16 protein-coding genes are annotated in these 16,783 nt (G+C 65.2%); 9 read left to right on the forward strand and 7 right to left on the reverse strand.

Annotated features, from left to right (window positions below):
* Window positions 1–21: 21 nt before the first annotated feature.
* From VSR34_RS18840 to VSR34_RS18855, 4 genes are all read left to right on the forward strand, one after another.
* On the forward strand, window positions 22–639 hold the full coding sequence (locus VSR34_RS18840) for a pyridoxamine 5'-phosphate oxidase family protein (protein WP_342963188.1): 618 nt from the start codon (window positions 22–24) through the stop codon (window positions 637–639).
* A 47-nt stretch (window positions 640–686) separates the two neighbouring features.
* Window positions 687–1,301 (forward strand): DUF938 domain-containing protein, encoded by a 615-nt coding sequence (locus VSR34_RS18845; protein WP_342963189.1) that lies wholly within the window; start codon window positions 687–689, stop codon window positions 1,299–1,301.
* A 119-nt stretch (window positions 1,302–1,420) separates the two neighbouring features.
* Window positions 1,421–2,830: an NADP-dependent phosphogluconate dehydrogenase gene (gndA, locus tag VSR34_RS18850; RefSeq protein WP_028209756.1), complete on the forward strand. Its 1,410-nt coding sequence runs from the start codon at window positions 1,421–1,423 to the stop codon at window positions 2,828–2,830.
* A gap of 211 nt (window positions 2,831–3,041) precedes the next feature.
* Window positions 3,042–3,368: a DUF4148 domain-containing protein gene (locus tag VSR34_RS18855; RefSeq protein WP_028209755.1), complete on the forward strand. Its 327-nt coding sequence runs from the start codon at window positions 3,042–3,044 to the stop codon at window positions 3,366–3,368.
* Window positions 3,369–3,750: 382 nt separating this feature from the next.
* On the opposite strand, the gene VSR34_RS18860 is transcribed toward VSR34_RS18855, so the two are convergent.
* Together VSR34_RS18860 and VSR34_RS18865 are read right to left on the reverse strand one after the other, a co-directional pair.
* The gene (locus VSR34_RS18860; protein ID WP_028209754.1) at window positions 3,751–4,542 is read right to left on the reverse strand and encodes a DUF2968 domain-containing protein; all 792 of its coding nucleotides are present in this window, start codon (window positions 4,540–4,542) and stop codon (window positions 3,751–3,753) included.
* Window positions 4,543–4,694: 152 nt separating this feature from the next.
* Window positions 4,695–5,015, reverse strand: coding sequence for a hypothetical protein (locus VSR34_RS18865; RefSeq protein ID WP_028209753.1), 321 nt, complete (start codon window positions 5,013–5,015; stop codon window positions 4,695–4,697).
* Between the two features lie 265 nt (window positions 5,016–5,280).
* Here VSR34_RS18865 and VSR34_RS18870 point away from each other — a divergent pair, with 265 nt between their 5' ends.
* Both VSR34_RS18870 and ltaE read left to right on the forward strand, forming a co-directional pair.
* Entirely contained in the window at window positions 5,281–6,015 is a 735-nt protein-coding gene (locus VSR34_RS18870) for a peptidoglycan DD-metalloendopeptidase family protein (protein ID WP_028209752.1), read from the forward strand.
* A 155-nt stretch (window positions 6,016–6,170) separates the two neighbouring features.
* Entirely contained in the window at window positions 6,171–7,175 is a 1,005-nt protein-coding gene (gene ltaE / locus VSR34_RS18875; RefSeq protein ID WP_028209751.1) for a low-specificity L-threonine aldolase, read from the forward strand.
* A 72-nt stretch (window positions 7,176–7,247) separates the two neighbouring features.
* Here the strand turns inward: ltaE and VSR34_RS18880 are convergent, their stop codons facing one another.
* Window positions 7,248–8,660, reverse strand: a complete 1,413-nt coding sequence (locus VSR34_RS18880) for an MFS transporter (protein ID WP_042288451.1) — start codon at window positions 8,658–8,660, stop codon at window positions 7,248–7,250.
* 531 nt (window positions 8,661–9,191) lie between these two features.
* On the opposite strand from VSR34_RS18880, the gene VSR34_RS18885 reads away from it, so the two are divergent.
* On the forward strand, window positions 9,192–11,645 hold the full coding sequence (locus VSR34_RS18885) for a glycogen/starch/alpha-glucan phosphorylase (RefSeq protein WP_342963190.1): 2,454 nt from the start codon (window positions 9,192–9,194) through the stop codon (window positions 11,643–11,645).
* Between the two features lie 82 nt (window positions 11,646–11,727).
* Here the strand turns inward: VSR34_RS18885 and VSR34_RS18890 are convergent, their stop codons facing one another.
* The 4 genes from VSR34_RS18890 to VSR34_RS18905 form a co-directional block, all read right to left on the reverse strand.
* Window positions 11,728–12,108 carry a DUF6232 family protein gene (locus tag VSR34_RS18890; protein WP_028209748.1) on the reverse strand — a complete coding sequence of 127 codons (381 nt, stop codon included), beginning with the start codon at window positions 12,106–12,108 and terminating at the stop codon, window positions 11,728–11,730.
* A gap of 62 nt (window positions 12,109–12,170) precedes the next feature.
* The gene (locus tag VSR34_RS18895; protein WP_238327594.1) at window positions 12,171–12,956 is read right to left on the reverse strand and encodes an SDR family NAD(P)-dependent oxidoreductase; all 786 of its coding nucleotides are present in this window, start codon (window positions 12,954–12,956) and stop codon (window positions 12,171–12,173) included.
* Window positions 12,956–13,609 carry an SDR family oxidoreductase gene (locus VSR34_RS18900; protein WP_342963191.1) on the reverse strand — a complete coding sequence of 218 codons (654 nt, stop codon included), beginning with the start codon at window positions 13,607–13,609 and terminating at the stop codon, window positions 12,956–12,958. The genes VSR34_RS18895 and VSR34_RS18900 overlap by 1 nt, the downstream gene beginning before the upstream one ends.
* Before the next feature lie 4 nt (window positions 13,610–13,613).
* On the reverse strand, window positions 13,614–14,231 hold the full coding sequence (locus VSR34_RS18905) for an NAD(P)H-dependent oxidoreductase (RefSeq protein WP_028231333.1): 618 nt from the start codon (window positions 14,229–14,231) through the stop codon (window positions 13,614–13,616).
* Window positions 14,232–14,340: 109 nt separating this feature from the next.
* On the opposite strand from VSR34_RS18905, the gene VSR34_RS18910 reads away from it, so the two are divergent.
* Together VSR34_RS18910 and VSR34_RS18915 are read left to right on the forward strand one after the other, a co-directional pair.
* Window positions 14,341–14,775: a helix-turn-helix domain-containing protein gene (locus VSR34_RS18910; protein WP_028209745.1), complete on the forward strand. Its 435-nt coding sequence runs from the start codon at window positions 14,341–14,343 to the stop codon at window positions 14,773–14,775.
* A 1,007-nt stretch (window positions 14,776–15,782) separates the two neighbouring features.
* A complete protein-coding gene (locus VSR34_RS18915) occupies window positions 15,783–16,475 on the forward strand; it encodes an alpha/beta family hydrolase (protein WP_028209744.1) in 693 nt (230 codons plus the stop codon).
* Window positions 16,476–16,783 lie beyond the last annotated feature (308 nt).

Genomic DNA, 16,783 nt, shown 5'->3' on the forward strand with positions numbered 1-16,783 from the left:
CGACGCCAAGGAAGCGACGACATGCTGAACACGCTAGCCGACCTCGAAGCCCACTACGGCACGCCGAACGAACGCTCGTTGCGCAAGGAAATCGATCACGTCAACGCGGATTACCGGCGCTTCATCGAAAGCTCGCCGTTCGTCGTGCTCGCGACGGGCGGGCCGGAAGGCCTCGATTGCTCGCCGCGCGGCGACGCGCCCGGCTTCGTGCGCATTGTCGACGAGCGCACGCTCGCGCTGCCCGACCGCCCAGGCAACAACCGCGTGGACAGTTTGCGTAACGTGATCGCTTCGGCGCAGGTGGCGCTGCTCTTCATGGTGCCGGGCGTGGGCGAAATGCTGCGCGTGAACGGACGCGCGCGGGTGAGCACCGAAGCGGCGCTCGTGGCGAGCTTCGCCGTGGACGGCAAGCCGCCGCGCTCGGTGCTCGTGATCGACGTGGAGAGTGTGTATTTCCATTGCTCGAAGGCCATCGTGCGCTCGAAGCTGTGGGACGCTTCGCACCACGTCGAGCGCTCGCACCTGCCGAGCGCGGGCGAGATGTTGCGCCGCGTGAACGAGGAGCAGTATGGCGAGACGTTCGATGTCGGGACCTACGAAGCCGGCCTCGCCGAACGCATCAAGCGCTCTCTTTACTGAGCCGAATCTGTGCGAACCCTGAGTGAACCCTGAACGAGCGCAAGACGATGAACGACCCGCAAGCCGCACAGCGCCTTTGCGCACCCGCCGCCGAACGCAACGCCGCGCCGATTCTGGAGGTGCTGCGCGGTGCGCTGCCCGCCCAGGGCACCGTGCTCGAAATCGCGAGCGGCACCGGGCAGCATGCCGTACATTTCGCGTCCGCGTTGCCCGGCCTCACCTGGCAGCCCAGCGACGCCGACGCCCGCGCCCGCGCTTCGATCGCCGCCTGGCGCGCGCATACGGGCCTCGCGAACCTGCTCGAGCCGCTCGACCTCGACGTATGCCGCGAGCCCTGGCCGATCGAAGCGGTGGACGCCATCGTCTGCATCAACATGATCCACATCGCGCCGTGGGAAGCGGCACGCGCGCTCATGAAGGGCGCGCGCGTGCGCATTGCTGAGGGAGGCGCGCTCGTGCTCTATGGGCCGTACCGGCGCGGCGGCGCGCACACCGCGCCGAGCAACGAGGCCTTCGACGCCGATCTGCGCGCACGCGACCCCTCGTGGGGCGTGCGCGACATGGAAGACGTGGAGGCGCTGGCGCAGGCGCAAGGCTTCGCGTGTGAAGCGCGCGTGGCGATGCCGGCGAACAATTTCTGTCTGGTGTTCAGAAAACGCTAGGCAGCTCCGGAAACATTCGTCGCGCGTGCTCGCGTTGGCGCAGCGCTTGCGGGTTTCCCTTATGCTTGCACGGTTGGCGCCCTGAGCGGCGCCGTCATTGAATGAAGTGGAGAATCAACATGAGCAAACAGCCAATCGGCGTGGTGGGTCTGGCCGTGATGGGCAGCAATCTGGCGCTCAACATCGAGAGCCGCGGCCATGCGGTCTCGGTGTTCAACCGCAGCCGCGCGAGAACCGACGAGCTGATCGCTGAGTTTCCGGATCGCAAGCTCGTGCCGGCTTACACGCTGGAAGAGTTCGTCGACTCGCTTGAAAAGCCGCGCCGCATCCTGCTGATGGTCAAGGCGGGCGAGCCCACCGACGACACCATCGCCGCGCTCAAGCCGCTGCTGGACAAGGGCGACATCCTGATCGACGGTGGCAACACGCATTTCACCGACACCATCCGCCGCAACCAGGAGCTCGCCAAGGCGGGCCTGCACTTCATCGGCACGGGCGTGTCGGGCGGCGAGGAAGGCGCGCTCAAGGGCCCGTCGATCATGCCGGGCGGCCAGCGCGACGCTTACGATCTGGTGGCGCCGATCCTCACGGAAATCGCCGCGAAGGCGCCGGACGGCGAACCGTGCGTGGCCTATATGGGTCCGGACGGTGCGGGCCACTTCGTGAAGATGGTGCACAACGGCATCGAATACGGCGACATGCAGTTGATCGCCGAAAGCTATGCGGTGCTCAAGCAGGTGCTCGGCCTCTCGAACGAGGAACTGGGCAAGGTCTACACCGAATGGAACGAGGGTGAGCTCGATAGCTATCTGATCGAGATCACGTCGAAGATTTTCGGCAAGAAGGACGCGGAAACGGGCAAGGATCTCGTGGACGTGATTCTCGACCGCGCCGCGCAAAAGGGCACCGGCAAGTGGACGAGCCAGAACGCGCTCGACCTCGGCGCGCCGCTGCCGCTCATCACCGAAGCCGTGTTCGCGCGCGTGCTCTCGTCGCTCAAGACACAGCGCGTGGCGGCGAGCAAGGTGCTCGCGGGCCCCGACGCGAAGCCGTTCTCGGGCGACCGCCAGGCGTTCATCGAATCGGTGCGCCGCGCGCTGTACTTTTCGAAGGTCATTTCGTATGCCCAGGGTTTCGCGCAGCTGCGCGCCGCCTCCGACGAGTACAAGTGGGATCTCCAGTACGGCACGATCGCGAAGATCTTCCGCGCGGGCTGCATCATCCGCGCGCGCTTCCTGCAGAAGATCATGGACGCCTACGCCAGGAATCCGCAGCTCGACAACCTGCTCCTCGATCCTTATTTCCGCGACATCGCCGCGAACTATCAAGCGGCGCTGCGCGACGTGGTGATCCAGGCGGTGAGCGCAGGCGTGCCGGTGCCGGCGTTCTCGTCGGCCGTGGCGTACTTCGACGGCTACCGTTCCGAGCGCGTGCCCGCCAACCTCGTTCAGGCGCAGCGCGACTTCTTCGGCGCTCACACGTTCGAGCGCATCGACAAGCCGGGCAGCTTCCACGCCGACTGGTCGTAAAGAAACCGCAAGACAAAAGGCCGCATTGTCGTTGCGGTCTTTGTGGGAATGAAAGGTGAGTCCGTCGGACTCACCTTTTTTATTGCTGAAATTGCAACGGTGTTTTGAGGAATAAGGGTTTTCCCTAGAGAGCTAAGGCGCCTACACTGTAATCAATCGCTGACGAACACGGTGTTCCGAAGCGGAAATAAAACCAGTTGGAGGTCCGATCATGAACAAGCTCATCCCCGCAGTCGTCGTTGCCGCCGCGCTTGCCATTCCGGCAATGTCGTTCGCCCAGTCGAGCCAGCAAGGCCTGACCCGCGCCCAGGTGCGCGCGGAACTCGTCGAACTCGAGCACGCAGGCTACAACCCGACGGCTGACCATGCCGACTATCCCAAGAATCTCCAGGCTGCCCAAGCCCGGGTGACCGAAGAGAAGCTCGCCGCCGGCGACACCAGCGGCTACGGCGCGCCGGCCGCGGGTACCTCGCAGTCGGGCGCAGCGGTGCAACCGGCACAGCTTTCCCCGCATCAGCAGGTTTATTTCGGCCACTAAGCCCTGACCGAACGGGGCCGCTTCAGGCGGCTCCGGTGCAAGACCCCTGTAGTTCCATGCAGTACGCAGTGAGCGGTCGTTTTTGGTTGTTGCAGTAGTTAGTAGTTGCGGTACGCGGTAGAAGTCGCACCGCAGAGAACGTTGTTGCAGTTCGGCAGTTGCAAAGCGCGTTGTGAGTTGTTGCAAACTCAATTGCAGTAAGCAGAGAGCCGTAGGTAACAGGCAGTTGAAGTTGGCTGGCGCAGTGAGAGGTGCAGCCGTGCAGTGGCAGTTGGCAGTATGTTGTTGCAGCAGGCAGTAAGCAGTATGCAGTCCAGCACGGACCGGTTCTCAACCGGTCCGTACTTTTTGGTGCGCCCGTTTTGCGACTTAATGCGCGACTTCAGCGCATATGCAGATGCGGCACGCCCTCGCTCGTCGCGACCTTGAGTTGATGCAGCGCCCGGTGCGCCTTGTTCAACTGGGCCTGGGCGGCGATGCGCTGCGCCTCCAGTTGCGCCACTTCCTTGCGCACCTGATGCTGGCGGCCCGTCACCATCTGCTCTTGCTCCGCGTGGCGCTGCAAGTCCACGCGCAGCCGTTCGGCCTGCGCTTCCGATTCTTCGATGAGCCGCGTGAGCTCCGCGTTTTGCGCGACGAGTTGCACGCGGCGCGTTTCGCCGTCGGCGAGGCGCGTCGCTTGCTCCTGCATGAGATGGAACGCGGAACCGGCCGCATCGAGATCGTTGGCCTTCAGCGCGCGCCACAGCACCGTTTCCTGATGCAACGCGACGAAGTAGCCGAGTGTCGGCGGATGGAAAAACAGGCTCACGGTATAGGCGAAGCAGCGATAGACGCGGAAGGTCAGCAGCTCCTCGGCCGCGTGGAGCGCTTCGAACGCTGCGCCGTCGGCGATCTGCACCGGGCGGCCGTTGAGGTGCGCGGGCATGACCGGCACCGGATGGAGCGTGGATACCGGACGAGGCGCGCCCTCGTGCAACGCGCCTGTCGCCGGTTCTGCGCGAGGCTCGATTTCGCCTGCGGCATCAGGTGACGTATCGGCGGGGGGAAGCGGGTCGAGCGCGACGGCGCCGCTCGAGGCGGCGCGTTGCATGACCGGGTCGTGCGCCACGGCAACGAGGCGGGATGAGCCCCCGGAAAGCGAGGCATTGCGGCGGTTCAGAATGGATTTCACGGCGGTTCCCCCAGTTTGCGCGCCAAGGCACGGCTGTGATGCGATAAGGCGCTCCGCGCGCGGCAGCGACGTATACGAAATGACTAGTGCCGGCGCGCAGGCAAATGGGGCGGGCGATGCGGGTGGGGCGCCGTCCGCTCCGGGTTCGCGGACTAGTGAAGCAGGCGAGGCCGGCGTGCAATGTCATTGAAGAGCGCACTGCCGGGTTCGAGCGCGAAAAGCCAGGTTTCGTCATAGCCGCTCAGCGTATCGAGCGCATCGCGCAAGCGCTCGATCACGACGGCGGGAATTTCCACGCTCGCCTCGATGGCGCCGGAAAGCCTGGCGATGCTGGCGTGCTGCACCAGTTCGTCGGCGGCTTCGGCCACGTCGGCCGCAAAGACGAGATGGTTGTTCAACAATTCGACGAGGCCAGGCGACGACGCGACATCTTCGACGTTGAGCTGCAGTGAAAGAAAGGTGGCTTTATTCATGCTCGAATCCCTCAGGGCCATGGGACTGCAGCGAGAGGCCTTTCATCTGATTATCGGATCATGCGTGACTCAGTATAGGCGTTGACCCGCGCAAACGCAGGCGGGGCGCGCATGACAGCGAAAAAAGGCGTGAACGATATAATGGGGACGTTCGCCATTTCCGGCCGATTCGCGGAATATGGTGCGCACGCGAACGTCAGCGGCCCGCCGCGCATCCAATATGCGTATCTCCCGGATACGCGAGGACCAAGCGAGGAACAGCACGATGAACCGACAACGGCGAAACCCCGGCGCCTATGCGGCGCTGGCCGGCCTCGCGCTCGTCTGCAGCGCCTGTAGCACCCCGTTCGCGCCCTGGGCGGAGTCGCCGAGCGCGCCCGCGATGTCGACCAGCGGCGTGCCTGCCGGCTATTACCGCGTCAATCCCGGCGACACGCTTTCGCGCGTCGCCGCGGCCTTTGGCCAGCATCCGCAGGACCTCGCGACCTGGAACCAGCTGCCGTCCGCCTACGCCCAGATCTTGCCCGGCCAGGTGCTGCGCGTCGCGCCGCCGCCGAACTACGCCATGGCGGCGCCCCCGCCCCCGCCGGCGCAGGTGCAGGGCAACGCTCCCGCCGCGGCGGGCGTGGCCGTGCCCGCGCCCGTCGCGCCTTCGATTGCGCTTGCGTGGCCCGTGCGCGGGCCGGTCCTGCAACGGTTCGTGCCGGGCAAGTCCACCGGCATCGTGATCGGCGGCACGGCCGGCGAACCGGTCAAGGCCGCCGCCGCCGGGCGCGTGGTCTATGCGGGCACCGGCATCGAGGCCTATGGGCCGCTCGTCATCATCAAGCACAACGACCAGGTCGTCACGGCCTACGGGCGCAACGGCAAACTGCTCGTCAAGGAAGACGACGCCGTCTCGCAAGGCCAGCCTGTCGCGGAGATGGGCCCCGGTGGCGTTCAGTTCGAAGTCCGTAGCGACGGCAAGCCCGTCGATCCGCTGCCCCTGCTCAGCCGCTAGCGGCGCCCGCTGGGCTGGTGCGCGGCGGCCGGCGCCGCCCGGCATTGCGCTGCCCCGCCGTTTGAAAATACACTCGATGATTCTCACGTCGCGCAGCGGCCGCCCAGCGAGGCGCGCTGGCCCGCGCGTGCGCCAACCACGAGGATTTCATCGCGATGATCGATCTGCGCAGCGACACCGTCACTCGCCCGAGCCAAGCCATGCTCGCCGCCATGACCCGCGCCGAAACCGGCGACGACGTGTGGGGCGACGACCCGACCGTGCTGCGCCTGCAGGCGCGCATGGCAGAGGAGGCGGGCAAGGAGGCGGGTCTGTTCTTTCCGAGCGGCACGCAAAGCAACCTCGCCGCTCTGATGGCGCACTGCGCGCGCGGCGACGAGTACATCGTCGGCCAGGCCGCGCACACCTACAAGTACGAGGGCGGTGGCGCGGCCGTGCTCGGCAGCATCCAGCCGCAGCCGCTCGATAACGCCGAAGACGGCACGATCGCGCTCGAGCGCATCGCCGCGGCGATCAAGCCGATCGACGACCACTTCGCGCGCACGCGTCTGCTCGCGCTCGAAAACACGATTGGCGGCAAAGTGCTGCCCGCCGACTACGTCGCGAAGGCCACGCAGCTCGCCCACGAGCGCGGGCTATCCACGCACCTCGACGGCGCGCGCGCATACAACGCGGCGGTCGCTTCCGGCCAGCCTTTGAAGGCGCTCGCAGCGGGCTTCGACTCGGTATCGATCTGCTTTTCGAAGGGGCTGGGGGCACCGGTGGGCTCGGTGCTGGTGGGCAGCCGTGCGCTCATCGACGTCGCGCATCGCTGGCGCAAGGTGCTGGGCGGCGGCATGCGCCAGTCCGGCGTGCTCGCGGCCGCGTGCCTTTACGCGCTCGATCACAACGTCGCGCGCCTCGCCGACGACCACGCGAACGCCGCGCGTCTCGCCGCCGGTCTCGCGCAGATCGATCAGGTGAAGGTCGCGTCGCAGGCCACCAACATGGTGTTCGCGCAGTTCCCGCAGGCGCATTGCGCGCCGCTGGAGGCATATCTCAAGGAGCGCGGGATCCTCACGCAGATGCTGTACGCCTCGCGCTTCGTCACGCACCTGGACGTCACGGCCGCCGATATCGATACGTTCGTGGCGGCAGTGAAGGGCTACTTCGCGCGCTGAGCGCCGCCAAGGCGAGGGCGCGCTTCTCCCGCGCGCCTTTGCCTCGGACCTGGTGGAATCCGGTTACGCGCCTCATCCGCGCCGCACCGCGCGGTGGGACGGCGCGAGGAGCCGCAGCCCGCTCGCGATGGCCGCCGCGCCCGCAAAGGCGCAGCCGAGACCCAATGCGAGCGCCGGCCCATGCCGGCCCGCGACCCCGAAACACAGTGCCACGAGCGCCGCGCCCGTGGTCTGCCCAAGCAGACGCGAGACGGCGATGGTGCCGCTCGCGCCGCCGCTGCGCTCGGGCGGCGCGCTTGCCATGATCGCCCGCAGATTGGGCGACTGGAAGAAGCCGAAGCCCGCGCCGCAAATCGCCATGCGCACGACGATGTCGGGCAACGAGGGATGCGCGGGCAACAGCGCGAGCGACGCCATGCCCGCCGAGAGTATGGCGAGTCCGATCGCGCCGAGCAGCCCCGGCGGATAGCGGTCAGAGAGGCGTCCCGCGATGGGCGCGGCCGCTGCGACAACCACGGGCCAGGGCGTCATCAGGAAGCCCGTCTCCACCTGGCTGCGCATGAGCACGGTTTCGAAATAGAACGGCAGCGAGACGAACGCGAGACCCTGTGCCGCGAACGAGCACACGGCCGTGACCGACGAAAGCGCGAAAACCGGCCGGCGAAACAGGTCCACCGGCAGCATCGGCGCCGGATGCCCGGCCTCGCGCCGGATCAGCAGCGCGCCGAACACCAGCGCCACCACGGCGGCGATCCCCACTTCCATGCCCGGCGCGCGCTGCGCCGCCTCCCCGAGCGCGAAGATCAGCGCGGCGAACGTGACCACGTTGAGCAGCGCCGCGACAGGATCGAACGCGTGCTTGCCGCGTGCCGTTTGCGGCAGCGCGGGCAGCGCGAACACGAGCGCGAGCACGCCGAGCGGCACGTTGATCGCGAAGAGCCACGGCCAGGTGCCTGCGGAGAGGATCAGCGAGGCCATCGTCGGGCCCACTGCGAACGAGACCCCGACGATCAGCGCGTTCATGCCTAGCCCGCGCCCGAGCCGGTGTGGCGGATACAGAAAGCGGATCAGCGCCGTATTCACGCTCATGATGGCGCTCGCACCGAGCCCCTGCAGCACGCGCGCGAGAGCGAGCGCGGTGAGGGTGGGCGCGAGCGCACAGGCGAGCGAGGCGACCGTGAAGATCGCGAGGCCGCTGATATAGATGCGCCGGTGGCCGACGATGTCGCCGAGCGCCGCGAGCGGCAAGAGCGTCGCGACCATCGCGAGCTGGTAGGCGTTGATGATCCACACCGAGGCGGCGGGGGCCGCATGCAGGTCGGTGGCGATGGCGGGCAGCGCCGTGTTGGCGATGGCGGTGTCGAGCGTCGCGAGCGCGACGGCAAGCATCACGGCGGCCATGGCGCGGCGGTTCTTCGCGGACATGGGGGCGTCGGCGAGCGGGCTCTCGTGGCGCTCGCGCGGCGCGGAACAGGTTTCGGACAAGACGGTCTCGGGCGGTTGGACGATGAACCCGCGGCGCGGGCCTGGCGGACGAATCTCGCGATTGTTGCAGAGGCCGCCCAGTCTTGCAGGAGACGCTTCACAGCGTGAGGCGACTGTAAGCCTTCGCTCCGTTCGCGCGAGCCTACTCGTGCCGCCATGGTGCAACTAACTGCCAAGCCCGCCACGCCCACGCCTGCCGCCGCGCTGCGCGCGCGGAGCCTGGGCAACGCACGGAGGGGAAGCGAAATCCGCGTCAGTACGAGTGGCGGGCGCAGCGCTTGCTTGCCTGACGCGCTGCCGCACGCCATCTCAAAATGCACTACTCTGCAAGTTGATCTGCGCTGGCTGGCGGGCGGAGCTGGTCCCCAGCGCCGCGACGCGGATGCGTCATCGTCCCGGCTCGACGCGCGCGGCGCAGGGCCCGGACAGCCGCGCGTCCTGCACCACTTCGGGACGCTCTCCCTTTTTCCAGTGCTCTGCGTGGGACCGCACCAGGCGCCGTTGTGAGGTGCGTTCGACAGGAGTCAACAGATGACAGCGATCGGTCTCGAGTTCGAACATTTGCAAAGCAGCGTCGAGGCGCTGCGCCGTTCTCTCTCCAACCGTCTGATGTACGGCGTCGGCAAGGACGCCGTGACGGCCCGTCCGCAAGACTGGCTGCACGCCGCGTCGCTCGCCGTGCGCGACCGGCTCGTCGAGCGCTGGATGATCACGACGCGCCGCCAGTACGATCAGGACGTCAAACGCGTCTATTACCTGTCGATGGAGTTCCTCATCGGCCGCACGTTCTCGAACGCGCTGATCGCGCTCGGCATCCACGATCAGATGAAAGAGGCGCTCGCGAGCGTCGGCGTCGACCTGGACACGGTGCTCGACTACGAGCCCGACGCCGCGCTCGGCAATGGCGGTCTCGGCCGGCTCGCGGCGTGCTTTCTCGATTCGATGGCGACGCTCGGCATCCCGGGCTTCGGCTACGGCATTCGCTACGATTACGGCATGTTCCGCCAGCAGATCGTGAATGGCGAGCAGGTCGAGGCGCCCGACTACTGGCTGCGCTACGGCAATCCCTGGGAGTTTCCACGGCCCGAGGTCCAGTACCCCGTGCATTTCGGCGGGCGCACCTTGCAGCGCAACGGCCAGGTCGAATGGGTCGATACGCAGCACGTCAACGCCATGGCCTACGACACGGTGATTCCAGGCTACGCCACGAGCGCGACGAACACCCTGCGCCTGTGGTCCGCGCGCGCGGACGAAGAGCTCGACCTCTCGGCGTTCAATCAGGGCGATTATCAGCGCGCCGTGGAAGCGCGCAACATCTCCGAGAACGTCTCGCGCCTGCTCTATCCCGACGACTCGACGACGGCCGGGCGCGAGTTGCGCCTGCGCCAGGAATACTTCTTCGTTTCCGCGACGATGCAGGACCTGATTCGCCGCTACCTGCGCACGCACAGCACCTTTGGGCGCTTTTCGGAGAAGGTCGCGGTGCACCTGAACGACACGCACCCGGTGCTGGCGATCCCCGAACTGATCCGCCTGCTCGTCGACGTGCATCATCTGCCGTGGGACGAGGCGATGCGCCACGTGCGCCGCGTGTTCTCGTACACGAACCACACGCTGATGCCCGAAGCGCTGGAAACCTGGGACATCGAACTATTGGCGCGCCTGCTGCCGCGCCACCTCGAAATCATCTTCGATATCAACGCGGCGTTCCTGCGCGACGCAAGCGACCGCGGCGCGCACGACCTCGACCTGATCCGCCGCATCTCGCTCGTCGACGAGTACGGCCAGCGCCGCGTGCGCATGGCCTACCTCGCGATCGTGGCGAGCCACAAGGTGAACGGCGTCTCGAAGCTGCACTCGCAACTGATGACGCGCGATATCTTCGCCGATTTTTCGCGCCTCTTTCCCGAGCGCTTCACGAATGTCACGAACGGCATCACGCCGCGCCGGTGGCTCGCGCAGGCGAGTCCGCCGCTTGCGCACCTGATTGACGACGCGATCGGGACACGCTGGCGCAGCGACCTGTTCGAGCTGGGCGCGCTGCGCAAGCTGCGTGGCGATGCCTCGTTCGAGGCCGCGTTCCGCGCCGCCAAGCGCAGCAACAAGGTGCGCCTCGCGCACCGCGCCCACGCGCGCACGGGCATCGTGTTCAATCCCGATGCGCTCTTCGACATGCAGGTCAAGCGCATTCACGAATACAAGCGCCAGCTCCTCAACGTGCTGCACGTGATCACGCGCTACAACCGCATACTCGAAGCGCCGGAGCGCGACTGGGTGCCGCGCGTCGTGTTGTTCGCCGGCAAGGCCGCTTCGGCTTACCGCATGGCGAAGATGATCATCCGCCTCATCAACGACGTAGCGGCGAAGATCAACCATGATCCCGTGGTGGGCGAGCGCCTCAAGGTCGTGTTCGTGCCGAACTACGGCGTGAGCGTGGCCGAAATGCTGATTCCGGCGGCGGACCTTTCCGAGCAGATCTCGACCGCGGGCACCGAAGCGTCGGGCACCGGCAACATGAAGCTCGCGCTCAACGGCGCGCTCACGATGGGTACGCTCGACGGCGCGAACATCGAGATTTGCGAGGCCGTGGGGCAGGACAACATCTTCATCTTCGGCCACACGTCCGACCAGGTGGACGCGCTGCGTTGCGCGGGCTACCGGCCCCGCCAGGTCTACGAGGAAAACGCCGAACTGCGCCGCGCGCTCGATCAGATCCGCACGGGCTTCTTTTCGCCGGGCGATCCGGCGCGCTACACGGAAATCTTCCACACGCTCGTGGACTGGGGCGACCACTACCTCGTGCTGGCCGACTACTCGGCCTTCGTCGAGGCCCAGGACGCCGCCGACCAGCGCTTCATGGACGTGCCGGCGTGGACCGCGAGCGCGATCGAGAACGTGGCGGGGATGGGGCAATTCTCATCGGATCGCGCCATCGCGGAATATGCCCGCGATATCTGGCACGTCAAGTCGATCGAGATGGAGTGAGGAGCGATCTCCCGGAGTCCTTCGGGATGCTTACGGTTGCCCCGGGCGGGCCGGGTGGTGCCGCCCTCGGTCTCCCACTGGCCTACGCGCTTTGCGCGGCCTTGGCGGCGCGCACCGCCTGCTCCACGCGTTCGAGAAACGCGAGGTCGCCGCTCGTGACCGCTTCGCGCGATTCCCCGCCGGTGAGGACGTAAAGCCGGTGGACGGCCTCCTGCCAGATCCAGGCGAGCCAGCCCACCACGATCACCATCACGCCGCACGCGAGACCGGCCGCCGAGCCGAACGCGGCGCCAACGGCGGCGCCAGCGGCACCGAGCACGCTGATCGCGATGGGCACGGCGCGGCTGCGCCGCCCGGCGACGATGCGCACGTCTTCTATGTCGCGCAGCGGGAAGACCTGGCCGCCGGCGGAGAGCGCGCTGCGCGTGACCGAAACGGCGGCTTCGTTGAAAGGGAGTTCCATTGGTTCGAAAGCTGCGAGGTGAGAAAGCGCAGCGTACCAGAAACGGGGCCAGGGTGTGGCGGCTACGCGTGGAAGTCCGCAGGCATGCGGCAAAAAGCGCTTCGTAGTTCTGCCGGCGCATCTGGCAGTAGCAGGCCGATCAATGACATTGCGATGTTGCCCCACCAGCTATCGCGCGCAAGGTTGGTTCCAGCAAGGCCCGGATGGCAGGCCACTGCCGTAACAGGTGTACCCGCCGCTCGCAGTCGCCGATCCAGCTCAAAGATAAAAAGCAGATTCGCAAGCTTGCTGGCTGCATAGCGAGGCATCCACTTGTAACTCTTCTCCGCATTAAGATCGTCCCACTCGATCTTCGCGTCCTTGTGCAGACCGCTGCTCGTGACAACGATGCGCGACCCGGATGTTTCCGTGAGCTTGGGCAACATGAGCGCGGTGAACGCAAAGCAACCAGGATGATTGACGCCGAATGTCAGCTCGAAGCCTTGCACCGTGTGCTTTAGCTTCGGCCCTTGCACGCCCGCATTATTGATGAGCGCGTCGATGCGCGGTTCCTTTTCGGCCAGTTTGGCTGCGTTCCGCACGCTCGTCAGGTCTGCGAGGTCAAGCGGCAAGAATGCGAGATTCGCTTCAGATGCCTTCAGACGAATCCGGCTAATGGCTGCTTCCGCTTTCCGCTCGTCACGGCACGCGAGAAGCACCCTGGCTCGCCGCGCCGCCAACGTACTCGCTATTTCAAAGCCTATGCCGGTGTTGGCGCCGGTGACGATAAAGGTCTTTCCCGATTGATCGGGTACATCAGCATTGATGAATCCGCTCATGGCGTGAACATTGTTGAGACGTTCCTGCATCAATGGTTAGCGATGCCTGGCGCGGCACGCACGAACTTCTTGTCGGTCACCTGGTCAACCAGGAACTTCGCAAGATTGCCTCTGGAGAGCTTCATGCTGAGTTTGGTCTTTCCATACCAACCCACATCCACGCTGCCATCGGCGGGGTCATCCTTGAGGTTAGGAATGCGTACCAGTGTCCAGTCCAGGTCCGAATTGGCGATCAATTCGCCAGTCGCCTTGATGTCCTCATACCCCTTGCGCACGATAACCTTGAACAACAGTACGAACGCATGGGTTTTGAAGGCAGAGCCATCCTTGGGATCACGATAGGCAGCCGTGGAAATCTGGATAAGACGGCGCACGCCTGCGTGCTTCATCGCGGCGATGATGTTGGTCAAGCCGTGCATGATCGGCTTATCGCCTTGCACCTTGAGACTGTTGGGGCCAAGGGCGCTGATGACCGCCTCGGCACCTTGGACGCACTTCGCAATGGCGCTTTGGTCTTGCAGGTCGCCGACAACAATTTCGATCCTTCCCGCGGACGACGCGAGTTTCTTTGCGTCGCGCGTATAGACCGACAGGTTGTAGCCCTGCTTCAAGGCTTCCTCGATGATGTGCCTTCCGGTCGGTCCGGTTGCACCGAACAGCGCGATGGTTTTTTTCCCGGCCACGAGGTCACGCAGCCTTCGCCAACAAGGCTTTGATGGCCGTTTCGGTGTTGGCGATTGCGGCCTTCGCCGCATCGGGGCCGAAAACCGTGCCTTCGACACGCACCACTTCAACGTCGGTCAGGCCGATGAAACCAAGCAGATGCAGCAAGTAGTTGGTCTGGAAGTCGAACGGCGCCCAGGCACCTTCCGAGAACACGCCGCCGGTAGCGGTAACGAGATAGACCTTCTTGCCGGCCAGCAGCCCCTTCGGCCCAGTATCGCCGTAGCCGAAGGTGACGCCCGGCCAGGTGACGTGATCGAACCACGCCTTGAGCTGCGAGGGCAGACCGAAGTTGATCATGCCCGAACCGAGCACGATCACATCGGCGACCTTCAACTCATCGACCAACTCTTGCGCGACCTTCACCGCCTCGACCTGTTCCGACGTGCGATCTCCGGGCGACGTGATCCGGCCTTGGATGTAGGCCGGTGCGATATGGGGCGGAGGATTCGCGGCAAGGTCGCGCACGATCAGCGGGCCGCCCGCGCGGGCCTGGATGCCCTCTGCGATTTCGGTTGCGAAGCGGGTGGACAGGCTGTCACCCCCGCGCGGGCTGGACGTGACAAGTAGGGTGTGGCTCATGACGGCTCCTAGGTATAAAATAAGAACTAAGTCAGTTAATTGTCCTGACTTACTAATTCATACGTAGGATGGTATGGTTCCTGTCCTGTCCTCACAAGAAGGCACACGCATGTCACTTAGTCACATCGAGCTACCTGCCGATATGCCTGCGCCTGACACCGGCGGCTGTGTGGCAACCCGCGAAATATTGGATCGCATCGGCGACAAGTGGAGCCTCTACATTGTCGCTATGCTGGCCAAGGGCCCGCGGCGCTTCAACGAATTGAAGCGCGGCATCGACGGCATTTCCCAGCGCATGCTGACACTGACCTTGCGCGGACTGGAACGCGACGGACTGATAACGCGAACGATGTATCCAACGATTCCTCCTCGCGTCGATTACGAACTCACTGACATGGGAAGAACGCTGTTGAAGCCTGTCATGGCGTTGGTCAACTGGGCGAGCGAGAATCAAGTCGCCATTGCCGAGGCGCATAAACGTTTTGACGAGAAGCCGGAGGCAGATCAAGTCTTGATTCAGGGCGTTGTCTACCAGCGTCGATAAACGAGTCCATGCCGTAGGCTTGTGCAAACACAGCGGCGAAATCCAACTGCCGGCTCGCGTTGGGACCTGTCCCAACGCGGATCTTTCCTGGGGTGAAGGCGCTGCATTTTCCGATCTATCCAACCAGGAGTCGGCCACGGCCGATCGAAAAAGTCGCATAGCATGACTTGGGTGTCCGTTCCCTGACCAAATGGGACGCCTCAACGTCTCGCCGTCGACGCAAACCATTGACGGTTGATCGCCGAGTTCTGCCTGCTGTCGACCTGGGGCACCTGGCCGCCACTGTGGCGTCGTCCGTCGGGCCGGAACGTCCCCAAGGACGCCATCCTCCATAGCAACATGGAGGCGCTTCTGTTTGTGGGCATGGCGTCCTCGGCATCAGTGAGACGAGCGTGTATAGCGAAACTCGCTGCGCTGTGGCCTCCGTGCGACGCCTCCAGCGGGCTCGCCTGACCGGGACAGAGAGCCCTACGCGCAACTTTCGCGACGGGAGCGGGGCCAACTCCCCCACTATCTCTATCCAACACCGCTGCGGAGATCTGGTATCGCAGCAGTCGCCGACATTTTGTCGTCTCAAGGCCGGCTGGAAGCTTGCACTGCTGACATCGGGGTGTCTCGGCGCGAGCACTGGCCAGCGTCGGCTAGTGGCCGAACCCAGAACTTTCTGCAGCCGGACATGTTCTTCCAGAGAGCCGGACAAATGAACTGCCCTTCGAGAACTTCCTTTGACGGTGATTGCAGTGTCGTAACAGCTCGCTGACAATGATGCAGGCGTGCTATTACGCAGATGTCTCAAAGCGCGGATCACGTTGCGGCCCGCAGGTCGGGCTTGCGGTCGTCAACCGACACATCGCGACTGCAGCGCCGTTCACGATGGGCGCGCGCTCCATGGATCGGCCGGCAAGCTTCGCCTGCGCAATGCCTTGCCGGAGGCCGCCACAAACGCTCCCCGATGCCTGATTGATGCAGAATCGGCGCAAAGGCCACAACGACACGACCTGAATACGATGGACGACCCAGAATCGCTTTCCCTGGCACTGCCCGACGGCACTAAGGTCTCTGCGCTCCTCCGAGTCCCGGAGGATGCGCGAGCCCTGTATGTCTTCGCGCACGGTGCCGGGGCGGGCATGCAGCACGCCGGCATGTCGTCATTGGCCGACGCGCTTGCGGCGACCAATGTCGCCACATTGCGCTACCAGTTTCCGTACATGGAGCGGGGCTCCAAGCGAGTGGATTCGCCGGCCGTGGCACATGCTGCCGTGCAGGCAGCCGTCGCGGAGGCTCGCCGGCGGCTGCCAGCCCTGCCGCTCTTCGCGGGCGGCAGGTCGTTCGGCGGCCGCATGACGTCCCAGGCGCAAGCCATCTCCCCGCTCGACGGCGTGCGTGGCCTCGCTTTCGTCGCGTTCCCGCTGCACCCGGCGGGCGCGCCCGGCGTGGAGAGGGCACGGCACCTGGCGGACGTCACGGTGCCGATGCTCTTCCTGCAGGGCACGCGCGACAAGCTGGCCGAGCTTCACCTGCTGAGGTCGGTCGTCGAGACGCTGGGGCCACGCGCCACGCTGCATGTGGTGGACGACGCAGATCATTCGTTCCACGTGCGCGCGTCCTCCGGCCGGACCGACGCGGAGGTCGTGCTCGAACTGGCACGGACGATGTCGGCGTGGTTCTTCGCCGAAGGAGAGTTCGTGCCTGTTACCTGAGCAAGTGCAGGAATGGTTGTAGCAGAATCGGGACGGCGAGCCGGCGAATTCGCCGTGCTGCACTCGCCCGCTCAATCCCTTCGCTATGCGCAGATGGTCTGTCGCATAGCCACGATAAGCGACGCCCGTCGCGTCAGCGACGTTTTCCCAGTGCCGGGTGAGTAAATTTGTCAGATCCGCTTGCGGTGATCCGCCCCGGAAATCGCGGAGGGCATCTGCTTTTATTTGGCCGACACACCTCCGGTGTCGGCGCCGATCCGTGAGTGACCGCTTAGGGATGCGGGCGAACCAGGCAGGCGGAGCGTCGA

Origin of the sequence: Paraburkholderia sp. JHI2823 (genome assembly GCF_038900695.1) — a bacterium.
GTDB lineage: Bacteria > Pseudomonadota > Gammaproteobacteria > Burkholderiales > Burkholderiaceae > Paraburkholderia > Paraburkholderia mimosarum.